The following is a 19564-nucleotide window of genomic DNA, read 5'->3' as shown; positions in this document are numbered from 1 at the left end:
TTCTGGATTTTCTTGTTGGTGGCACACCAAGAATACCAGAAAAAGACGTTCGGGTGTTTTTTAATATTCGGAAATTAATAACAAAAACGAGGTACGTTTGACAGTACCTCGCCGTTATTGGAGGAAAAGCCATGAAGTTGATTTATGATTGTGATAATACGATCGGTATTCCGGGAAAAGACATTGATGATGGCTGGACTTTGCTTTATTTGAACCAGCAGCCCACTGTCGATTTGTTGGGGGTAACTTTAACGTTTGGTAATGGCACCGTTGCACAAGTGCAACAACAAACGACACTTTTAGCGAAAATGTTTGCCTTATCGATTGATATTTATGCTGGGGCTGAACAGGGAGAAACCAATAAAAAAACAGCCGCCAGCCAATTTTTGGCGACGACTGTACGACGTTATCCACATCAAGTGACGATTTTAGCCACTGGTAGTTTAGCTAATTTAGCGGCTGCCGCACAATTGGAACCCGATTTTTTTGACTTAGTGCAACAAATCGTGATTATGGGCGGGCTGTTTAAGCCTTTGACGGTAAATCATTTTCCAGTGGGCGAATTGAATTTCTCAGTTGCGCCGGCTGCAGTCGTGCAAGTAATTACAGGCGGTGCGCCACTGATGCTAGCCAGTGGGCAATACTTAGCTACCGCAATTTTTGGTCGACGTGATTTGGTACTTGGTAATGGCAGCAATCACCGTCAACAATGGTTGGAACACACTATCAGTGACTGGATGAAGGTGACCCAACAGATGTGGCAAGTCGATGGCTTTGTTAATTGGGATGGAGTCACTGCTTTAGGCTTACTACAGCCCGAGTTATTTGAATTTGAAACTGGTTATTTGGCTGCACCAACACCACAACTAAGTAAAGGTATGTTGCAATTAGCACCAGCTAAAACCCCACAACCGGTTAAACTATTAGTTAAAATAAAAGATTTGGCTCAAGTTAACCAAATCTTTTTACAAGGTTTAAAAGCATATTTTGCTTAGAGCGTACTTGGTAGTGGGGTGGTTGGTAATTTAATACCAGCATCACTTAATGCCGCAATATATGCTGCTAAAAAGTCACTTTGAATCCGACCTTGAGCGCCATTTTGGGTGTATAGCAGCACTCGCACCGCAAAATTACCATTACCTAGATCAACTAGACCAAAAACATCGGGGCCGGATTGAATCTCAGGGTATTTAGGTGCTAATTCTTGATTGACCTTAGTTAAAACTGTTTGTACTTGCTCTGAATCAGTATCAGGGAATAACCGCACGTCGATCTGCACGCGCATATTACTACGGGACAGGTTGCTAACGATGTTAATATTACTGTTAGGGATAAAGTTTAATGTGCCATCAAAGCTTTTGACCTGTGTCGTGCGTAAGCCCACTGCCATAACGGTTCCTTCGATCGTGCCTACTTTGATATGATCGCCAACATCCAGTTGCTGTTCCAATAAAATAAAAAAGCCGGATAAGAAGTCCTTAACTAAACTTTGCGCACCTAGGCCAATAGCGACACTCAAGATACCAGCACTGGCGATCAAAGTGCCAACGGGGACGCCAAGAATACTCAAAATAGCATAAAGATAAAAGAAGAAGATCAAATACTTAAAACTATTGAGAATCAATGTGTAGATCGTTTGTGAACGGCCTTCACTTAAATTCCGTTTTGTTTTGTAATTATTAAAGCTACGTTCGAGCACCAGACGTGTGATGCGATTAATGATCCAAAATAGGACACTTAAAAGTAATAATTCGATCGTTACCGCGACAATTTTACCAATAATATTTTCCCACTGAATATTTTGTATGAAGCGAGTCAATAGATTCGTTTGTTTTGTCACTGAGCTGGTCACGGTCAATAATGGTTCAACAGCCAAAATTTCCACCTAATTTCTAATAATCTGGTCTTAGTGTAGCAAAAAATAGTTAAAGATGCCAAATTACATGGACAATCGTTGAAGAAAGCGCTAAATGATGCTATCCTAAAAACATCAGATACTGGTTGAAATAATCATTTCACCTGTATCGGGCACTGTAGAATTGATATAAAATCAGTTGGAGTGCTCGTTTATTAATTTGTAGCGCCATGTTTTGGGTGATGATCGAGGGTGTTTAAGCTGTCAGTGTGCGGTTACGGACTACCTTAGCGGAATAGCCAAAACTTTTGGCACAAAAATTACTCACTATTGTGGGACAGAGGAGGCTATGCTATGACTGGTGGTGAAATCGCTGGATTGATTGCAGCCATTGCATTTCTAATTTTAGTGATCGGGCTCGTGGTTTTATTGCGGCGTGTGACTAAAGTGATGAAAGAAATTCAGGCAACGGTCAATGAAGCAACGCGAACAGTAACCGTCGTCACTGGGGATGTGGACACACTTTCTAAAGAAGTCGAAGGTTTGCTGACGAAAGCGAATGTGTTGTTGGACGATGTTAATGGCAAGGTGGCTAACTTAGACCCAGTTTTCCAAGCAGCTGGTGATCTAGGAGCTAGTGTTTCTGATCTTAATGAAGCAAGCCATAACTTAGTGGATAAAATATCCAATGTTGGTGCAACGACCGCCAAAGCTTCGGCACTTAGCCGTGTTGGAGCTAGTGCCTTGCGGCTTTATCGTAAACGGCGCCAGCACAAAGCAACTACTGATTCAGAAGTAAATACACAACAAGGGAGCGATTTATAATGGCAAAAGGACATTTTCTATTTGGATTTTTACTTGGTGGCGCAGCAGCATTTGCGGCAACTCGTTTGTTAGCACCTGAGTCAAGTGACGAATTGCGGGATAATTTAGCACGTAAAGTCAATCAGTTCCGCGATAAGGCGGCTGATTATGCTGACTTTGCTGACGAAACAACCGATGAATTCGCCGATATTGCTGGCGATACGTTCAACGATTTAGGTGAAACAGCAACTAGTGCCGCTGGAGAAGTTAAATCAGCAGCAGAAGAGGCCAAGGATTCCGCAGCTGACTTGAAGGATGATGAGTCCAATGATTATGCAGACATCAATCTTGAAGGACAAAGTGCGTTTGCGGAAGCTAAAAATGCTGATGTGACCAGTGAAGCAGCTTCAGCAACGTCAGAAGCACTTACTAGTGATGAAACGACTGAAAAATAATTAATTAGCCCTGTACAAATAAGCGCCCAAGCTATTTTTAGCTAGGCGCTTATTTGTGTGGTCTTAAGATCGTTACTACTTAATGTATTGTAATTCTTTAGGTGTATGGGTAAATGGTTCATTGCCGTCTTCAGTGATATGGATACAATCTTCGATCCGTACACCGGCAACGCCAGGAATATAGATCCCTGGCTCAATCGAGAAGCACATGCCTGGTTGTAATTCCATGTTGTTGCCTTCCATAATTGAAGGAAACTCATGGGTTGAAGTACCAATACCATGGCCTAAACGGTGAATAAAGTAGTCACCATAACCAGCTTTAGTGATCACGCTGCGGGCAATGTGATCCAATTCAGCTGCGGTCAAACCTGGCTTAGCTGCTGCTTGCGCGGTCAATTGTGCTTCTAAACAAACTTTGTGAATGTCTAGCGCTTTTTCATCTGGTTGACCAAAGGCTATTGTCCGGGTAGCATCACTCATGTAGCCGTTATGCACGGTTCCTAAGTCAAATAAAATCAGTTCATTTGGCTGAATTTTTGTGGCTTTAGGACCCTCATGTGGATCAGCCGCATCAGCACCGGCCTGTACGATGGTGTCAAAACTCATTTGCATGACGCCGCGCTTCATTAGGGCATATTCGATCTCGGCAACGACTTCTTGTTCCGTCCGCCCAGCTTGAATCGCTTTGAAGCCAACTTCAAAGGCATAATCTGCTTCTTTACCGGCAGCCACCATTTCCGCAATTTCATCCGGCGTTTTGATCAGCTTTGCTTGTTCAATGAAGCGACTGGCATCGCCAGGGAAAGAAGCCTGCGGAAATGCTTGTTGTAACACTTCGTAACGACCAAAGGAGAGATCATCTTTTTCAATGGCCCAACGTTTAGGTTGTGCTTGCCGTTGTTCAACTTGTTTGGCGATCAAAGCAAAGGCATCTTCATGATCGAGGTAGCCATAAGCAGGGTAAGTCCAACCGCTAGCTTTGACGGCTTCAACTTCTAGTTGGGGGCCAAAATAGAAGGGGTCTTGATCAGGAAAAACCAGTAACGCTTGTACCCGCTCTTCTGGATCAGCAAAGAAACCAGAGAAATAGGCCACGTTAGTTGGATTACTGATGTAGGCGACATCATAACGATTAGTCGCTAACCAGTTTTGCAAATTTTGCAAATGATTCATAAGTAATCATCCTTTCTTAATTCTATTTCAGTATAGCATAATTAACGTTTCACAAATTTTCAATTTAATTCACAACTGATTATGAAAACAAGCATGTAAGTTTTATGAAAAAAGCATTTGAAACGCTTGCATTTGTTTGCGAATTTTGTTAAATTATAAAAGGTAATTCCATGAAAATTAATGAAAACAAAGCGAGGAATCTCTAATGGATAAACAAACTATCACCATTTATGACGTTGCGCGTGAAGCTAACGTTTCAATGGCAACCGTCTCACGTGTCGTGAACGGTAACCCCAACGTTAAACCAGCAACTAGAAAGAAAGTTCTTGAAGTCATTGATCGTTTAGACTACCGGCCTAATGCTGTTGCGCGGGGCTTAGCTAGTAAAAAGACGACAACCGTCGGCGTGATCATTCCCGATGTCACTAACATTTACTTCTCATCATTGGCTCGCGGGATCGATGATGTAGCAACAATGTACAAGTACAATATTATTTTGGCTAATTCAGATGAAAACGGCCAAAAAGAAATCCAAGTATTGAATACTTTGTTGGCTAAACAAGTCGATGGGGTCATCTTCATGGGCAATCAGATCACAGACAGCATTCGGACTGAATTTGCGCGCTCAAAGACACCAATCGTTTTGGCCGGTTCAGTTGATCCAGACGAACAAGTGGCTAGTGTTAACATTGATTACGTTGAAGCAATTGATGAAGCTACCAGTACTTTAGTTCGTCATGGTAACGAAAAGATTGCGTTCGTTACGGGTAGCTTAAACGAACCAATCAACGGCCAATATCGTTTGAAAGGTTACAAGAAAGCCTTAGCTCAAGCTAAAATTGCTTACGATCCTAATTTGGTTTTTGAAACTGAATACAGTTATAAAGCTGGCGAAGCAATCTGGGATCGGGTCAAGGCAGCTGGTGCAACTGCTGCAGTGATCGGCGACGATGAATTAGCAATTGGCTTATTGAATGGTGCCGGTGATGATGGCGTCAACGTGCCTGATGATTTTGAATTGATCACCAGCAACGATTCCAAATTGACTGAGATCTCACGGCCCAAGATGAGTTCGATCACACAGCCATTGTATGATATTGGTGCAGTTGCAATGCGATTATTGACGAAGATGATGAATAAGGAAGAAATCGACAATCAAACGATTCTCTTACCTTATGGTATCGTTGAACGTGGTACGACTAAATAAGTGTAAAAAAATAAACCTCCGTTTTTTTACGGCAGGTTTATTTTTTTAGTTTAATTTGTGGTCGTTGCGGCCGTACTCTGACCGATACCAGTAGTGGTATTGCCTTCAGTGTATTCATCAGGAATGACTTCGCCACCATAAAGGGCGCCGTCAGCGTTATTACCATTAATGTAATTTTTCCAGAAAGTTGAGTAATTAGAAGTGCTACCACCGATCCCAAATTTCTCTTTCGTTTTACTTGGGCTCCAACCGGCATAATACGAAGTCGTTTTAGTGCCACTGGCGAAGACGCTTTGACCAGCGACCGTTAATTGTCCAGGTAACTGTCCTGTTGATTTAACCACCGAGGCAGTCGTGACGCCACTTGGTCTTTTACGCGTTTTGGTTGTACCCATTACGCTGCTATCCGCATTGTAAACGGCATTAGCAAGGTTAGACCAGAACTGGTTGGTGATCTCACTAGATGAATCAGTTAGATTATACGAGGAACCATTATAGTTATCGTAACCTGTCCAAGTAGCTAAGGTAACTGTTGGTGTGCTACCAACAAACCAACTATCACGATTGTCATTAGATGTCCCCGTTTTACCAACTAAGTTAGTCGTGTCAAAGACGGTTTCACCCGGAATTTGACTAGCCGTCCCCGAAGATACTACGGAGTGCATCATATTAGAGGTGATGTAGGCAGTTGCTGCTGAGAAGACTTTAGTTGATTTTGCTTTGTGTTGGTAAACCACTTTGCCATTAGCATCGGTAATTTTATCGATCACATAAGAATCGGTATGGGTCCCACCGTTAGAAAGCGTAGAGTAGGCACTTGCAGCGTCGGCCACCGTGACCCCATAATCAGTCCCGCCAAGCGCTAAACCTAAGTTTTTGTAATCATTGGCAGTCAACGAAGTGATTCCCATCTTTTCGAGATAAGGTTTGACTGAACCTTGATTACGAACTTCGTTGTACAGATTGACCGCTGGAATGTTGTAAGAATATTTCAAAGCTTCACGCGCATTGATGAACCGATTTTGAATCGTTGATCCATAGTCGGTTGGCTTGTAGCCATTAAAATTAACTTTAAAGTCGGCCAACTTAGTCTCTGAGCCAATGATCTTGCGTTCGATCGCTGGTGCATAGACGGCTAATGGTTTGATCGATGAACCAGGTGAACGCATTGTATCAAAGGCGTGGTTTAATTGGCTACTGGAATAACTACGGCCACCAATAAAGCCAAGTATGGCACCGGTTTGGTTATTCAAGAGCACACTACCATTTTGAACTTGTTCCTTCACTTTAACAATATTTCCGCTGGCATCGGTTGCTGTATCATAGTAGGTTTGACCTAAAGTTGAACCTTGTTGTTTAACAACTTGTTGCATGGCGTTATAGATCGGTTTGTTGATCGTACTGTAAATATGATAACCACGATTAGCCAATAGCTGTTCTGCCTGTTCGTCGTATTGTTCGGAAAGGGCACCATCTTTATTAACCTTAGCGGCGGTCAGACCGTCAGCTTGGTAAAGTTGCTTTTTGATAATCCCTTTTGCTTGTTGTGTCAAGAGGTTATAAACGTAGCCATACTTAACACTTTGTTGCGGATTATTTGCTTTAGGCAGAAAATCTTTGGTTAGATCATACTTTTTCGCTGCTTGATAAGTCTTGTAGCTGATCTTATTGTCGCGATACATTCGGAAAAGAACTACATCTTTACGTTCTAGGCCGTATTCGATGTTCTTTTTCAACTTACCGGTGTTGGTATAAGGTGTATAAACCGATGGACTCTGGGGTAGGCCCGCGATAAAGGCGGCCTGGGCCACATTGACTTGACTGGCGTGAACACCAAACAAGCCTTCAGCGGCTTCTTCGACCCCAGCCACATTTTGTCCTTTGTTGTTACGACCAAAAGTGGCGGCATTTAAGTAAGCCTGTAAAATTTCAGTTTTAGAAAAGTATTTGTCGACCCGTAATGCTAATAGAATTTCGGTTGCTTTACGTTTAAATGTAGTTTCCGAATTCAAAATTTGCATTTTTACTAACTGTTGGGTCAGCGTGGAACCACCAGTTTGAACACCAATACCGGTTAAGCTAGACAGGAGTGCCCGGAAAACTGATTTAGGCACGATTCCTTTATGTTGATAGAAGTATTGGTCTTCGGTTGAGGTGATTGCTTTAGTTAAGTTAGGTGAGATCTGATTGATCGATACCGACTGACTAACTAAATTAGTTCGCATCGAGCCTAAACGCACATCATTAGCGAAATAAAGATTCGATGCTTCATAATTACTATTGATCTCACGCTTCATTGTTGTGTAATTAGGAATGTTATCGTGGCTGATCAAGGCAGCAAAGTAACCGAGACCTAAGCCTAACCCCAGCGCACCAACGACTAACCCAAATGATAGCAAGTGTAACAGTAAACTACGGGCGACACTGATACTAATATCGAGATAATAAAAGATTGTTTCTTTGGTTGTTGCCGTTTCTTTTAGTATGACGTCAGGAAAGCTCAGACGCCGTTTTATGTAATGCCATATTCGGCCAAGCAGCTGTACTAGCCGCGGAAAGAACCCATCAGGTCGCCGCTGTTGGCGCTGATCGGTTCTAGATCTATGGTCCTTCAACATCATCCCACCTTAAAAATCTAAATACTCTACGTATTATAACAGATTGAATTTTATTTGCGCCGAAAAATTGGTAATGGTAATCAAAATGAAAGACTTCGGCCAAAATTAACGGTAGATTGTAAAATTTAAGTTGAACATATTAGTGGACAGAAAAACCCGTAAAGGTCTTTAATGGTGTCACCACAACATTCCACTAGAAAGAAGGACCTTTATGGGCACCACTATTTTATCATTTGAAGACCGCGTTGTCATCGAAACACTTCATCATGAAAAGCACTCACTTCAATATATTGCCGATTATTTAGGCTTTAGTAAAACCACTATCTTTAATGAGGTTCATCGCTTAGCTGGTGAGTATCACGCAGTTAAGGCTCAAACTGACCATGCAGTTAAACTTAGTCATCGTGGTCGTAAAACCATCTTAACGACTAACCTAAAGCGATTGATTGAAGAAAAAATCAAGATCCAAAAATGGTCAATTGAACAAGTGGCTCATGTAGTTAGAATTGCCTACAAAACCATCTATAACTGGATTGATCAGGGACTACTGGATATTAATGTGACTGATTTACCTGACCATGGTATTCGTCGCAAACGATCTAAAGAAACCCGTGGTAGTTTTAGTCATGGACGTTCCATCGAAGATCGTCCAGCTGAAATTTCTGATCGTAATACTTCAGGTCACTTCGAAGCTGATACAGTTTTATCTGGAAAACGTAAAGGTCAAGCAGTAGCTACGTTTGTCGAGCGTAAGAGTCGGCTTACCATCGTTAAACGGCTTAATGGACGAGATAGTACTTCAATGACCAAGGCTATTTTAGAATTGGCTAACCAGTTAGGAGATAATCTCAAGACCCTTACTGTTGACCATGGGAAAGAATTCGCCAACTACAATTTGATTGAAGAACAGGCCGGTGTTCCGCTGTACTTTGCGCACGCTTATTCGCCACATGAACGAGGCAGTAATGAAAATCGCAACCGAGTACTACGCCGCTTCATTCCCAAAGGTCAACCGATTGATGAGATTACCGATGATGAATTGATTCAAATTAACTGGTATTTGAATTCCCGACCACTCAAATGTTTAAATTGGCGAACACCGATTGAGATCTTTTTGCGTAATCTGCGTTACTAAATTTGTTCAAGTTATTTCTTGCAATCTGCCTAACACAATAAAATGGGTCATAAGTGAGTAGACTTAAGAATTTATTAAACTGTGCGCAAATAAAAAGTTACCTTGATGGATTTGTCCAAGGTAACTTTTTATACATGTTACGAATTAACGGTAACGTTTGATTGCGGTTACCGCTTCAGCAGCTGGATAATCTGCCGTTGGGAAGATGCGCACGCGACCTTGATAGCGTAATACTTGGTCGCAGATCTCTAATAGCCAATCTGGTGTTGTACCAGTCAACTGGGTTTGATCAATCAATAATGTATCAATTTGTCCGGCTAAAGCGGCATTGCGTAGTTCTTCTGGTTCGCTTACGATCAGTTTTTGGTTAGCGGCTAAGTCATATCGTTCATGGACGATTGATAATAATTCAGCTTGCCATTTAGTTTGGAGTGGTTTAAGCGCAGTGGTTAATTCACTGTTTGTTAAACTGATCGGTGATCGTTCGATCGTTAAATGTTCTGCTAGGTAAATATTTTTAGCTAAGGGGCGAAAGAGACTCTGATTTTCTGGCAGTGCGAATAAAACCAGTGCCCGCTGCCGTTTGGCCGTTATTTCCCGGATATAGTCGGCTACGGCCTGATAATAGTTGCGATGATCGATTTCTTTTTCGGCGTCAGCAGTGTTATGACCGTGGTAGCTAACGTGTTCGCCATGACCCCCTGTATGTGCGTGGAAATTAAGGTCGCCACCGCTGACTTCTGTTCCCAGAGCTTTTTGCAATGTCGTTGGCGCGTCATCCGGTAGGCTGATTGCTTCTGGGACCCCCGTATTAACCTGGAATAGTTGGAAACTATCTTGATTTAAGCACAATAAGTCAAAGTTAAAAGCTAATTGTTGAGCCGCAATCTGTGGTAATAGGTTGGGCCAGCTACTAACGCAAGCTTGTGATTCAACAGTAGTATCTAAACGCAATACCGTGGTGTGCGCAGCGCTAGTAATGATACCAAAGCTAGTTGGCAACTCATCTTGCCAATAAGGAATATCGGTCAATAATGGCGTTAGTTGTTGTTCGTAGGGTTGCCAATCTAGGTCAGGAAAATCCTGGCTAAACTGAGTAGCTGCACTTTTAAAAAGTTGTTTGATCGTTAAGCGATTTTTATCGGCTTGCCGCGCTGGGGCCATCGAAAAGTAAAGTGAGACAAAGGGACCTTGATCTAGTTCGCTGAGCAATGTTTTGAGATCAGTAAATGTTGTTGTGGTCATAAGGTTACCTCCTGTTTATGCGCTTTAGCTGATTGATCCTAGAACGCCTTGGTTTAAGTACCAGTTATTTGATAACTTCAGCTTAACATGTTTCAGGAAGGGACTGCCACTTTGAAACTTGGACCCTAAAAATGAACTTTGGTGACTTCACCGGAGCCGAAGACCTGCTTACCAGCAGTGGTAGTCAACACTAATTCACCGGTGTCATTGATTGTCTTGACAGTACCGGTAATGGTTTGCTGACCTTGTTGCAGCGTAACTTTACGGCCGATTAAAAGTGAATGCGCACGATATTCGTTTAAAAAAGCACCATCAGGATAAGTCTGATAAAGGTCGAAAAATTGGGTGATGATCGCACTGATCAACTGATTACGGGTAATCGATGGTTGGCCTTGAAAAAGCGCACCAACCTTATTCTGTAGTTCAGCAGGAATCAAAGGGGTCGTAGCAAAATTAAGCCCGATTCCAATCACGAGATGACTGATCTGTTGGCTTTCAAAATCAGTGATGGCTTCAGACAAAATACCACAAATTTTTTTATCCTGATAATAAAGATCATTGACCCATTTAATATCGACGACAATACCAGTTGTTGCCTTGATTGCACGAAAAACGGCGGTGGCTACGGCAGTGGTCAATAAGCCAACATCAGTCAATGGATGAGCGGGTTTTAGCAGTAGCGACATATAGATACCTTTTTGTTCCGGTGAGACAAAATTTCGCCCGTAACGGCCGTAGCCAGCAGTTTGTTGATCCGCAATAAAAATTTGGGGAGTAGCTACATTGTCAGCGGCTGCTTTTTTGGCAGTTTGATTAGTGGAGGGTAACTGCGGAAAAATATTCAAAGGAATTTGCGCTAACTCAGGTGCTAAATCCTGGCGAATCACCGGTGCGCTCAGAATATCGGCTGATTGGTACCGATAACCTTGATGTGCTTTAGTTTCTAACTGGTAACCAGCTGCCTTTAAGGCTTGAATGGCCTTCCAAATAGCAGTGCGGGAAACACCTAGTTCTTGGCCTAAACGTTCACCAGAAAGATATTCGGTGGGGTGTTCTAATAAAAGCGTTAATAATTTTTCTTGAGTTGACATTACCGTAGACTCCGTTCGGATAAGGATTTAATGGACTTGATCAATTAAAAAAGTGCACAAATTATTGATCAATATCAAGTTAACATAACCTTTATTATGTTAAATGGTCTATAATGAGATAAAAGGGGGCTTTTTTGTGACATGGCAAGATTTTTTACAGCATAAGTTTGATCCGGCCGATTTGAAAACAAAACAAGTCACGGTCGACGTACCGAACACCAAGGAGAAATTAGTGCTCAAAATCAATACTGATGTGCTGGCTAAACTAAAAGAAGACGACGGTAAATTACAGCAATTAGTGAAACACTTATTGCGGCAGCACCATAAGCAGACTAGTGCTGAAACAATTGTGATCAATAAGCGTAATTTACGCATCTTTCTGTAACCGCTGACAGGTGACTTTTTTGAAGTTACTTGTTTTTTATTAGCTTCTGGGGCTGTTTAGTAGTTTGATAACCTTGCGTGATCAAGTTTTGTCGTAGTGCGTTATCGGTAGCCGCAAGTGTGATCACAAAATGAGGTAATTCGAGTTCCGCAAACGTAAATGCGGCCAAGTAGTCGATGATCTCATTACGTCCAGCAACAGGCAAGCGGTCCGCCTGATAAATAAACTTGAGTTCAGCGCATTGTGCGACTGTGTCGATCGACAAACTGGCTACACCAGCAAATTGTTGATTATCACGTTGCACGATGCCCCAGATCAAAGCTTGATTATGCATGACCAGTTGCATTGCTTTACTGACGACCTGAGCCATTTCGGTCATTGAACGTTCAGTCGGAATGGCGGCGTGAATGACCTTTAATGGGGTTTGTGTCAGCCAATCTAGAGTGTAATGGGCACTCATCATGGGATGATAGTGTTCAAATTTTTTCAATTTTTATCGCCTCTACTTTGTAATTTAATGGTTGATAGGTGGCTTAAATCAGTATATCGCTAATTTGACTGTAAATCGTTGATTGTCAAAGCTGTTAGAATTTCCTATAATTAGATTAGGAATGAGGGAGCAGCAATATGGAAAATGAATCAGCAATCAAAATGTGGCACGCCTTTATTACCGAGCATCCTGAAGTCAAAGCTGACTTTGATGCTTGGTCATTTGGGGCAACACCGCAAATGGCCGATGACTTAGCTAATTTAGTGCTTAAGCGTAAGAAAACCGCGACAGCATCAAATTATGCGTTATACGGACTGACCAACATGCCTTTACCGCAAGTTGGTGACTATAGCGTGATTTTAGACGGTCACCAGCAGGCGGTTGCAATCATTCGGACTACTGCAGTTGATGTAGTGCCTTTTTGTGATGTCAGTGCCGATCACGCCTTTGCCGAAGGTGAGGGTGATCGGACGTTAGCTTATTGGCGCCGAGTACATGAAAAATTTTTCACTGAAGAATTGGCTGCCGCACAACAAAAATTTACCGAGCAAACGCTAGTTTTGTTGGAACGTTTTATGTTGTTATACCACTATTAATGTCAAGACAGTAAATGTCAGTCATTGGCGGATGCTAGCCGTAACATTCTCTAATTAGCATAATATTATTAGAAGGAGCAAGCAAGTAAATGCATTATCAAAGCAAGGTTTTTACCACTTATCCCCAGGAATTGGAAAAGCGGTTGAACAAAGTGTTATTGGATGTCAGTGAAGAGGATCGTGAATTAGTTGACGTTAAGTTAACGCCAATCAACACTTCCGACAGTATCGACAGCGAAATGTTATTAGTCGTTGTGATTTCACGTTAGTTTGGTTAAGGGATGGTTCGTTGTGGACCATCCCTTTTTATGTCTGCATATCATTTTATCCGGTCCCAACATTTTGTTAAGCTGAATTAGAGTCATTATTAAATCTGAAGGAGGCTGATGTTGTGAGCAAAATAAAATGGGGTCGCTTGGCACTTTCAATTATTGTGGTTGAATTAATTGGGATGCTTTCCAGCTGGTTGGCTGGTGATATTAAAGCTATTTACCTCGGACTGAATAAACCACCACTGGCACCACCATCGTTTCTTTTTGGCATCGTCTGGCCTGTACTATATTTACTGTTAGGAATTTACGCCTATCATTTGTGGACCAGTAAAACACGTACAACTAATTTACGGTGGTTATTATTTGGTGGTCAAATTACTTTAAACTTTTTATGGAGTATCGTCTTTTTCCGTTTTAATGCCTATTGGTTAGGACTATTGATTATCTTAGTGATGGTCGGTTTGTTAGGTTGGCTGATTCAGCAAACCAAGGAGCGGAGTGTTATTCTGCTGTGGCCGTACCTACTTTGGCTATTGTTTGCGACTTACTTGACTGCTGGAGTTGCGCTGTTAAATTAATTGTGTAAAAAACGGAGTTGAGACATAAGTAATTTATGTTCAACTCCTTCTTTTACTTCCAAATAATACAGCTAAAACGTGTGACATAAGGCAACTTTTTCCGTTTACCTTGTTTCCACTTGGCGGTTTTCGCCTTGCTATGTTTCCTGCGGTATGATTTTTGCCACAAGAATGTCAGCGCCCGCAGCATCAAAGCTAGTTGTGTTTTTTTGCAAATAGCTCAACCTTATTAGCAAAGTAGTAATTGGGCGCCTTATGGCACATTCTCGTTGTTTAGTACGACAAGTCAAAAATCATCAATTCAAAGGAAAAATAAAAACGCCTAGTAATAGGCGTTTTTATTTATGCTTATTTGGCTAGCTCGAAAATAGCTTGGGCGTAGATTGCCGCTGCTTTCAAGAAGTCAGCCTTTAAAGTGTACTCGTTTGCTTGGTGCATAACGTTCTTGGTTTCATCGAACAAAGCACCAAAAGCGACCCCACGTTTTAATAGTCGGCCATAAGTGCCACCACCAACGACGGCTTGATGACCGGGTTGGCCGGTGCGTGCTTCAAAAACCGACAATAGGGTTGCGACCAATGGATCATCAGGTGCAACATAGTGTGGTGTCATCGAATGAGCGCTGGCAGTGATCTCAACTTGATATTCAGCCAAGGTTTGCTGAATATTTTTAGTGATCGTTGCGGCATCAATACCTTTTGGATAGCGGACATTCAATAAAATATCAGGTACTTGTCCTACTTGATAATGGAATAAGTCAGGACTAGCGGTTAAATCACCCATAATTTCATCCGTGTGGGCGATGTTTAAATGCTGCCCACGATCAGCTTGATGGAAATAGTCTTTAATCACCGTAACGTAGGCTTTACCAGCTTGATCTAAGTTAAGGTCAGCTAAGAACGTAGCCAGATAAGTGGCAGCGTTGATCCCATCTTCAGGGGCCATTGAATGAGCAACTTTACCTAATACAGTGATCGTTGTTTGGTCGTCATTTTGAGTAATTTGACCAGTAACTGGATTAGCAGCTAAAAAGGCATCAAAAGCCGTATTCAGTTCAGTAGCGCCAGTTACAACTGCGGTTGCTTTTTGTGGAACCATGTTGCTACGCAAGCCAGCTTCGAAACTTTGCAAATTCAAAGCTGCCGTTGTACTCTGCGCCAAAGTAGGGAACTTGATGGTTAGATCAGTGATTCCTTTTTCACCATTGATGATCGGAAATTCAGCGTCTGGCGAAAAACCAAAATCAGGCATTTTTTGTGTTTCTTGATAACGATTTAAGCCGGTCCAATCAGACTCTTCATCAGTACCAAAAATCAATTGCACTTTTTTGCTCAATGGTAAACCCAGGTCACGGACAATTTTTAAGCCGTAATAAGCGGCAATTGAAGGTCCTTTATCGTCACTAGTTCCGCGACCAATCAATTTTCCGTCTTGTTCAGTTAATTTAAATGGTTCTGTATCCCAACCATCACCAGCGGGAACGACGTCCATGTGTGCAAAGATGCCTAAGGCTTCGGCGCCGTCGCCATATTCGATTCGGCCAGCTAAGTTATCAATATTTTTAGTCGTAAAACCATCGCGTTCACCAAATGAGAGCACTTTGCGGAGTGCATCCCGTGGTCCTTCGCCTAAAGGCGCGGTAGCTGTTTTATGTTCATCATCACGTGAAGAATCGATCGCAATTAATTCCGCGAGATCGGCTAACATTTCTGGTTCGCGTTGTTTAACTTCTTTTTCCCAATCAATCGTCATGTTGTTGCACCTGCTTCCAAATAAGATAAAATAAACACTATCAGCGTATCATATTTGACCAATTAGGCAATTAAAAACACAGCTTTAATTAGAAAAGGGGTCTGATTGATGGGAGTTTTGGTACAGGAGTTACTTGAGCAACCAAGTGTGCCAGCGTCACGAGTTAAATTACGACCAGTTACACTGGCGGATACGGCCGCAATGTTTGACTATGCCAGTGATCCAGCAACCGCACACTACGTATTTCCAGTCAATCATAGCTTGGTTGATAGTAAAAAGGCCATCTTGGATTTTTTCATGGCACGACCAGCCGGACAATACGGCATTGCTTTAAACGAAAATAATCAACTGATCGGTGCAGTGCAATTGCTTGATATCGATGAAAATAATCGTAAAGCGAGTCTGGCGTATGTACTTAATCCAGCTTATCAGCATCGCGGTTATATGCAGGAAAGTGTGACGGCATTGTTGGATATGCTGTTTCACCAAACAAGTATGCAGCGTATCTATGCCTTGCATGAACCGGAAAATCAAGCTTCAGCTAAGGTGATGGCCGCAGTAGGGATGCAGCAGGAAGGGGTACTACATCAGACTATTTTGATGCGTCATCAGTTTGTCGACGGCTGTCTACACGCTATCACGCGCGAACAATATTTAAATAAATAGGCCCAGCTTTTGCTGAGCAGAGGAGTTAAATTATGAATGAGTTACAACAGAAACAATTGGCTGCGGCAACAACTTATATGCAGCAAGTATTAGGGCAAGATCATAGCGGGCACAGTATTGACCATATTCAGCGTGTGGTCTGTTTGACGAAGACGCTTTGCCAGCAAGAGCACGTCGCTGCGTTTGTGCCTTTATTGGCGGCAACGCTACATGACGTGATCGATGATAAAGTGGTTGCTGACGTGGCAGTAGCCCGGCAACAGCTGCGTGACTTTTTAGCTGCGGAACAAGTGAGCGATGAACAACAAACAGAAATTTGGTTGATTATTGATCGTTTGTCCTTCAGTAAAAATCTGGTACATAAACAAGCCTTACCTTTAAGTGGCCAGATCGTGCAGGACGCTGATCGATTAGATGCAATTGGCGCAATTGGAATTGCACGTACTTTTTATTATGGCGGTCACACTGGGGCACCGCTATATGATCCAGCCATCAAGCCGCGAACCCAGATGGATAAAGCCGCTTACCGGCAGCAAAGTCCAGTGATCAATCACTTTTATGAGAAGCTACTGTTATTGCAAGCCAGCATGAACACACCAAGTGCTAAAAAAATTGCTGCACAACGGCAGCAAGTAATGTTAGCTTTTCTAGCTGAATTTAAAGCCGAATGGAACGGGGAAGCGTAATTGAATGTAAAATATGAAAAGCTGCATTAGCAGCTTTTTTGTTTACCAAAAAAGCTAAGCAACTGACCAGCGGTTACTTAGCTTAATTTTGATCTTCATTAACATGTTGAATAACTTGGCTAAAGATGCTGATAACGTGGTGATCGGCTAATGAATAGTAGATCATCTTACCAGCACGCCGATTTTTAACTAAACCAGCTTGTTTTAGCGTTTGTAATTGATGTGAAACGGATGATTGCGACATATCCAACACCGCAACGATGCCGGAGACCGATAGCTCGGATTCGTATAAGGCGTAAAGAATTCGTGCACGAGTCTTGTCACCTAGGACTTTAAATAACGTTGTGATGTGCGCTAAAACAGCATCATCTGGAATCGCCTCCTGCACAGCGGTCACCAAGGCAGTCGGGGCAACAGGATTTTCCACGTAAAGGCCTCCTCTATCTCACAGTTAAAATTATTATTCTTGATACTAGTTTACCGATAAAAGTCCTTAATTCAGGGCCTGCACCATATTATACCAGATAACACTACCGTGCGTTGATGCTGATTGGCCGTCATTGTGAAAGCCGGCAGCTTCATAAAATGGGATCAATCGATGCTCACAAGTTAAAGTGACTGCGCGTCGTTGGTGCTGCTGAGCTTGTTGGGCTAGTTCACTTAAAAGTTGTTGGGCCACACCGTGATGACGCCAAGCTGGTGCAACCGCTAAGCCGAGGACACTTTGATAGCCACCACTAACGGGATTAGGCTTAGTGGTTGTGAAAAGATCATCGGTCAAATAAAGTTGGTCGATCACTGGACCGTTAATAAAACCGATCACTTGGTCTTGTTCAGTGGCCACTAAAAATGTGTCGCTGATCGTATCAATGCGATTTTTAAAAGCAGCAGGAGTAGCCGCTTTTGCTGGGGCAAAGCCAGCCTTTTCGATTTCAATCAAGGTTGATAAGTCAGTTGGTTGTACATGGCGAATTTGCATAAGAAGCCTCCATCAATTATTTTGTGGTTGGAATTGTGCTTGTAGATAAACGGGTGCGGGAGTCAGTAAATATTTTTGTAAAGTGCTTAATGGTAGTGTTGCCTGCGTCAGCGGTAAATAATCACGTAAACGTGGTAATTTAATATTAGTCAGCTTTGCGTCCGATAACAATTGTTGGTACTGTATTTGCGCTTCGCCAGTAGCTAAAGTGATCGAAGTCTGTTCGGCTGGTAACCAACCATGCTGATTGAGTTCCAACCATGGGCGGCCGTTAATTAGTTTAACGGCGGTAATGGTAGCTGCTTCGCCCGGTATTAAATGAGCAACGACTTGTTGGGGTGCACTGGGACTAGCAACTAATGGTAGCGCAGTTTGACCGTAACGCAGGCTGGCAGAACCATTGAGGTAAGGGACCGCTAATAAGGCATCGCTGCCAAAATTTAAGTAGTCGGTATCGGCCCAGCGTTGCTGATCGAGTGCGGCATAACTATGTTGTGGGTTGGTGACTAAGGTACTTAATGAATAGGTCCGCTGTGCAGTTAACGGTTGCCCAGCATTTAACGTTAAATAAGGGTTGGTCACGCTAGCAACGGCATGCGTCGCGCTGACCGTGGCACTAGTTATATCTAAGGGCGACATGGTTGTCGTACTTTTTGCTTGATTATAGGCACTGGCGAGTTGAGCATAGTTGGTCACGATGCCGTCAATATCGGTCAAACTAATATTGGCTAATGCGCTAGCTTGCTCTTCAATATCACTCCACACCAGTACCTGCTTGTTCAGCGCGTGCATTTGTTGGATAAATGCTGGCGTGGCCAAGGTAGCATCAATATCAATACCGGTGACGACTTGCAAGGTGTCAAAATTAATATCACTTAGTTCGTTAGCCAGTAAATAGCGCGGGACCGTTGGCAATAATTGACTAAAGGAAACGACACTAGCTGCAGAAAACGACTGTACCATGACCCGATTTTCCATGTGATATTGTTGCACTAGTTCCGCAACCTTAGCTTCCATATCAGTCGGTTTATTCTTTTTGCTTTTTTTAGTTTCCAAAACAAAGCGCGTCTGTGGCTGGTTCTGGTAATACGCAAATAGTTCCGCTAGTGAGTGGATCGATTCACCATTACTTTGTTTGACCTGTTGTAATTGATTAAAATCAGTTTTACTGATGCTGATGTCTTGGCCACTGACACGCTCAAGATTGGAATCATGCGAAATAATTAAGGTGCCATCTTTACTCTCCCGCAGATCTAACTCTGCATATTTAGCGCCGTCGGCAAACGCGTCATTAAAACTTTCAAATGTCTCTTCAGGGGCTTGCAGGGGATCACCACGGTGGCCGATCACTGTGAAGCCACTGAGAATCAAAAAACTACCGAAACAAAATAATAGGCTCAGCGGTAATTTAATCAAGGGTAATTTAAGTAGAATCATAATTTTTTTCAATGAAATAAAACCACATTCCTAAAAATTTTGGCAAAACGTTTAGACGTTTTAAGCCGTTGCTCCAGTATAGCTGATTTGCAAATTGAATGTAAACTGAGCTAGCCGGGCAATGCTGTAGAAAAGTACTG

At 42.5% G+C, this 19564-nt stretch carries 21 protein-coding genes; 11 read left to right on the top strand and 10 right to left on the bottom strand.

The genetic code is table 11. The features are described 5' to 3' along the window. Positions 1-131: 131 nt before the first annotated feature. The gene (locus LC20001_RS09580; RefSeq protein ID WP_040473131.1) at positions 132-995 is read left to right on the top strand and encodes a nucleoside hydrolase; all 864 of its coding nucleotides are present in this window, start codon (positions 132-134) and stop codon (positions 993-995) included. Here LC20001_RS09580 and LC20001_RS09575 read toward each other — a convergent pair. Beyond that, positions 992-1876 (bottom strand): mechanosensitive ion channel family protein, encoded by an 885-nt coding sequence (locus LC20001_RS09575; protein ID WP_010011680.1) that lies wholly within the window; start codon positions 1874-1876, stop codon positions 992-994. The genes LC20001_RS09580 and LC20001_RS09575 overlap by 4 nt on opposite strands. 333 nt (positions 1877-2209) lie before the next feature. On the opposite strand from LC20001_RS09575, the gene LC20001_RS09570 reads away from it, so the two are divergent. Further along, positions 2210-2680 (top strand): DUF948 domain-containing protein, encoded by a 471-nt coding sequence (locus tag LC20001_RS09570; protein ID WP_003679246.1) that lies wholly within the window; start codon positions 2210-2212, stop codon positions 2678-2680. Then, positions 2680-3114, top strand: coding sequence for a YtxH domain-containing protein (locus LC20001_RS09565; protein ID WP_010011679.1), 435 nt, complete (start codon positions 2680-2682; stop codon positions 3112-3114). Before LC20001_RS09570 ends, LC20001_RS09565 begins: the two co-directional genes overlap by 1 nt. A 75-nt stretch (positions 3115-3189) precedes the next feature. Here the strand turns inward: LC20001_RS09565 and LC20001_RS09560 are convergent, their stop codons facing one another. Next, positions 3190-4287, bottom strand: coding sequence for a M24 family metallopeptidase (locus LC20001_RS09560; RefSeq protein ID WP_010011678.1), 1098 nt, complete (start codon positions 4285-4287; stop codon positions 3190-3192). A 205-nt stretch (positions 4288-4492) separates the two neighbouring features. Here LC20001_RS09560 and ccpA point away from each other — a divergent pair, with 205 nt between their 5' ends. Then, entirely contained in the window at positions 4493-5494 is a 1002-nt protein-coding gene (gene ccpA / locus LC20001_RS09555) for a catabolite control protein A (RefSeq protein WP_010011676.1), read from the top strand. A 50-nt stretch (positions 5495-5544) separates the two neighbouring features. On the opposite strand, the gene LC20001_RS09550 is transcribed toward ccpA, so the two are convergent. Further along, positions 5545-8115: a transglycosylase domain-containing protein gene (locus LC20001_RS09550; RefSeq protein WP_244901103.1), complete on the bottom strand. Its 2571-nt coding sequence runs from the start codon at positions 8113-8115 to the stop codon at positions 5545-5547. 208 nt (positions 8116-8323) lie between these two features. Here LC20001_RS09550 and LC20001_RS09545 point away from each other — a divergent pair, with 208 nt between their 5' ends. Next, positions 8324-9247 carry an IS30 family transposase gene (locus LC20001_RS09545; RefSeq protein ID WP_099267147.1) on the top strand — a complete coding sequence of 308 codons (924 nt, stop codon included), beginning with the start codon at positions 8324-8326 and terminating at the stop codon, positions 9245-9247. A 144-nt stretch (positions 9248-9391) separates the two neighbouring features. Here the strand turns inward: LC20001_RS09545 and LC20001_RS09540 are convergent, their stop codons facing one another. Both LC20001_RS09540 and LC20001_RS09535 read right to left on the bottom strand, forming a co-directional pair. Beyond that, complete coding sequence (locus LC20001_RS09540; protein WP_010011673.1) at positions 9392-10492, bottom strand: baeRF6 domain-containing protein; 1101 nt, start codon at positions 10490-10492, stop codon at positions 9392-9394. 125 nt (positions 10493-10617) lie between these two features. Continuing rightward, positions 10618-11583: a biotin--[acetyl-CoA-carboxylase] ligase gene (locus LC20001_RS09535; protein ID WP_003678903.1), complete on the bottom strand. Its 966-nt coding sequence runs from the start codon at positions 11581-11583 to the stop codon at positions 10618-10620. Between the two features lie 136 nt (positions 11584-11719). Between LC20001_RS09535 and LC20001_RS09530 the strand changes: the two genes are divergently transcribed. After that, positions 11720-11968 (top strand): hypothetical protein, encoded by a 249-nt coding sequence (locus LC20001_RS09530; RefSeq protein WP_010011672.1) that lies wholly within the window; start codon positions 11720-11722, stop codon positions 11966-11968. A gap of 25 nt (positions 11969-11993) precedes the next feature. On the opposite strand, the gene LC20001_RS09525 is transcribed toward LC20001_RS09530, so the two are convergent. Then, entirely contained in the window at positions 11994-12458 is a 465-nt protein-coding gene (locus LC20001_RS09525) for a hypothetical protein (RefSeq protein WP_010011671.1), read from the bottom strand. Positions 12459-12595: 137 nt separating this feature from the next. Here LC20001_RS09525 and LC20001_RS09520 point away from each other — a divergent pair, with 137 nt between their 5' ends. The 3 genes from LC20001_RS09520 (at position 12596) to LC20001_RS09510 (ending at position 13904) form a co-directional block, all read left to right on the top strand. Further along, positions 12596-13054, top strand: a complete 459-nt coding sequence (locus LC20001_RS09520; RefSeq protein ID WP_010011670.1) for an ASCH domain-containing protein — start codon at positions 12596-12598, stop codon at positions 13052-13054. Between the two features lie 89 nt (positions 13055-13143). Further along, positions 13144-13323 carry a hypothetical protein gene (locus tag LC20001_RS09515; RefSeq protein ID WP_010011669.1) on the top strand — a complete coding sequence of 60 codons (180 nt, stop codon included), beginning with the start codon at positions 13144-13146 and terminating at the stop codon, positions 13321-13323. A 122-nt stretch (positions 13324-13445) separates the two neighbouring features. After that, positions 13446-13904 (top strand): TspO/MBR family protein, encoded by a 459-nt coding sequence (locus LC20001_RS09510; protein WP_010011666.1) that lies wholly within the window; start codon positions 13446-13448, stop codon positions 13902-13904. 348 nt (positions 13905-14252) lie between these two features. Here the strand turns inward: LC20001_RS09510 and pepV are convergent, their stop codons facing one another. Beyond that, positions 14253-15656 carry a dipeptidase PepV gene (gene pepV / locus LC20001_RS09505; protein WP_003678907.1) on the bottom strand — a complete coding sequence of 468 codons (1404 nt, stop codon included), beginning with the start codon at positions 15654-15656 and terminating at the stop codon, positions 14253-14255. Positions 15657-15764: 108 nt separating this feature from the next. Here pepV and LC20001_RS09500 point away from each other — a divergent pair, with 108 nt between their 5' ends. Both LC20001_RS09500 and LC20001_RS09495 read left to right on the top strand, forming a co-directional pair. Then, positions 15765-16322 carry a GNAT family N-acetyltransferase gene (locus tag LC20001_RS09500; RefSeq protein ID WP_010011665.1) on the top strand — a complete coding sequence of 186 codons (558 nt, stop codon included), beginning with the start codon at positions 15765-15767 and terminating at the stop codon, positions 16320-16322. Between the two features lie 32 nt (positions 16323-16354). Further along, a complete protein-coding gene (locus tag LC20001_RS09495) occupies positions 16355-17008 on the top strand; it encodes an HD domain-containing protein (protein ID WP_003678909.1) in 654 nt (217 codons plus the stop codon). Between the two features lie 82 nt (positions 17009-17090). Here LC20001_RS09495 and LC20001_RS09490 read toward each other — a convergent pair whose 3' ends face one another. The 3 genes from LC20001_RS09490 to LC20001_RS09480 form a co-directional block, all read right to left on the bottom strand. Continuing rightward, on the bottom strand, positions 17091-17435 hold the full coding sequence (locus LC20001_RS09490) for an ArsR/SmtB family transcription factor (RefSeq protein ID WP_010011663.1): 345 nt from the start codon (positions 17433-17435) through the stop codon (positions 17091-17093). 66 nt (positions 17436-17501) lie between these two features. Next, positions 17502-17987: a GNAT family N-acetyltransferase gene (locus tag LC20001_RS09485; RefSeq protein ID WP_003678912.1), complete on the bottom strand. Its 486-nt coding sequence runs from the start codon at positions 17985-17987 to the stop codon at positions 17502-17504. Positions 17988-17999: 12 nt separating this feature from the next. Further along, positions 18000-19436, bottom strand: a complete 1437-nt coding sequence (locus LC20001_RS09480; RefSeq protein WP_010011662.1) for a glycerophosphodiester phosphodiesterase — start codon at positions 19434-19436, stop codon at positions 18000-18002. Positions 19437-19564: the final 128 nt, after the last annotated feature.

The sequence above is a fragment of the Loigolactobacillus coryniformis subsp. coryniformis KCTC 3167 = DSM 20001 genome (assembly GCF_002706425.1).
Lineage (GTDB): Bacteria > Bacillota > Bacilli > Lactobacillales > Lactobacillaceae > Loigolactobacillus > Loigolactobacillus coryniformis.
This window is presented reverse-complemented; position numbering and strand designations above follow the sequence as displayed.

Coding starts and splice junctions, on each gene's coding strand:
- ccpA (WP_010011676.1), top strand. CDS start 4,493: ATGGATAAACAAACTATCACCATTTATGACGTTGCGCGTGAAGCTAAC.
- LC20001_RS09535 (WP_003678903.1), bottom strand. CDS start 11,583: ATGTCAACTCAAGAAAAATTATTAACGCTTTTATTAGAACACCCCACC.
- LC20001_RS09560 (WP_010011678.1), bottom strand. CDS start 4,287: ATGAATCATTTGCAAAATTTGCAAAACTGGTTAGCGACTAATCGTTAT.
- LC20001_RS09545 (WP_099267147.1), top strand. CDS start 8,324: ATGGGCACCACTATTTTATCATTTGAAGACCGCGTTGTCATCGAAACA.
- LC20001_RS09565 (WP_010011679.1), top strand. CDS start 2,680: ATGGCAAAAGGACATTTTCTATTTGGATTTTTACTTGGTGGCGCAGCA.
- LC20001_RS09515 (WP_010011669.1), top strand. CDS start 13,144: ATGCATTATCAAAGCAAGGTTTTTACCACTTATCCCCAGGAATTGGAA.
- pepV (WP_003678907.1), bottom strand. CDS start 15,656: ATGACGATTGATTGGGAAAAAGAAGTTAAACAACGCGAACCAGAAATG.
- LC20001_RS09550 (WP_244901103.1), bottom strand. CDS start 8,115: ATGATGTTGAAGGACCATAGATCTAGAACCGATCAGCGCCAACAGCGG.
- LC20001_RS09485 (WP_003678912.1), bottom strand. CDS start 17,987: ATGCAAATTCGCCATGTACAACCAACTGACTTATCAACCTTGATTGAA.
- LC20001_RS09495 (WP_003678909.1), top strand. CDS start 16,355: ATGAATGAGTTACAACAGAAACAATTGGCTGCGGCAACAACTTATATG.
- LC20001_RS09570 (WP_003679246.1), top strand. CDS start 2,210: ATGACTGGTGGTGAAATCGCTGGATTGATTGCAGCCATTGCATTTCTA.
- LC20001_RS09520 (WP_010011670.1), top strand. CDS start 12,596: ATGGAAAATGAATCAGCAATCAAAATGTGGCACGCCTTTATTACCGAG.
- LC20001_RS09500 (WP_010011665.1), top strand. CDS start 15,765: ATGGGAGTTTTGGTACAGGAGTTACTTGAGCAACCAAGTGTGCCAGCG.
- LC20001_RS09580 (WP_040473131.1), top strand. CDS start 132: ATGAAGTTGATTTATGATTGTGATAATACGATCGGTATTCCGGGAAAA.
- LC20001_RS09540 (WP_010011673.1), bottom strand. CDS start 10,492: ATGACCACAACAACATTTACTGATCTCAAAACATTGCTCAGCGAACTA.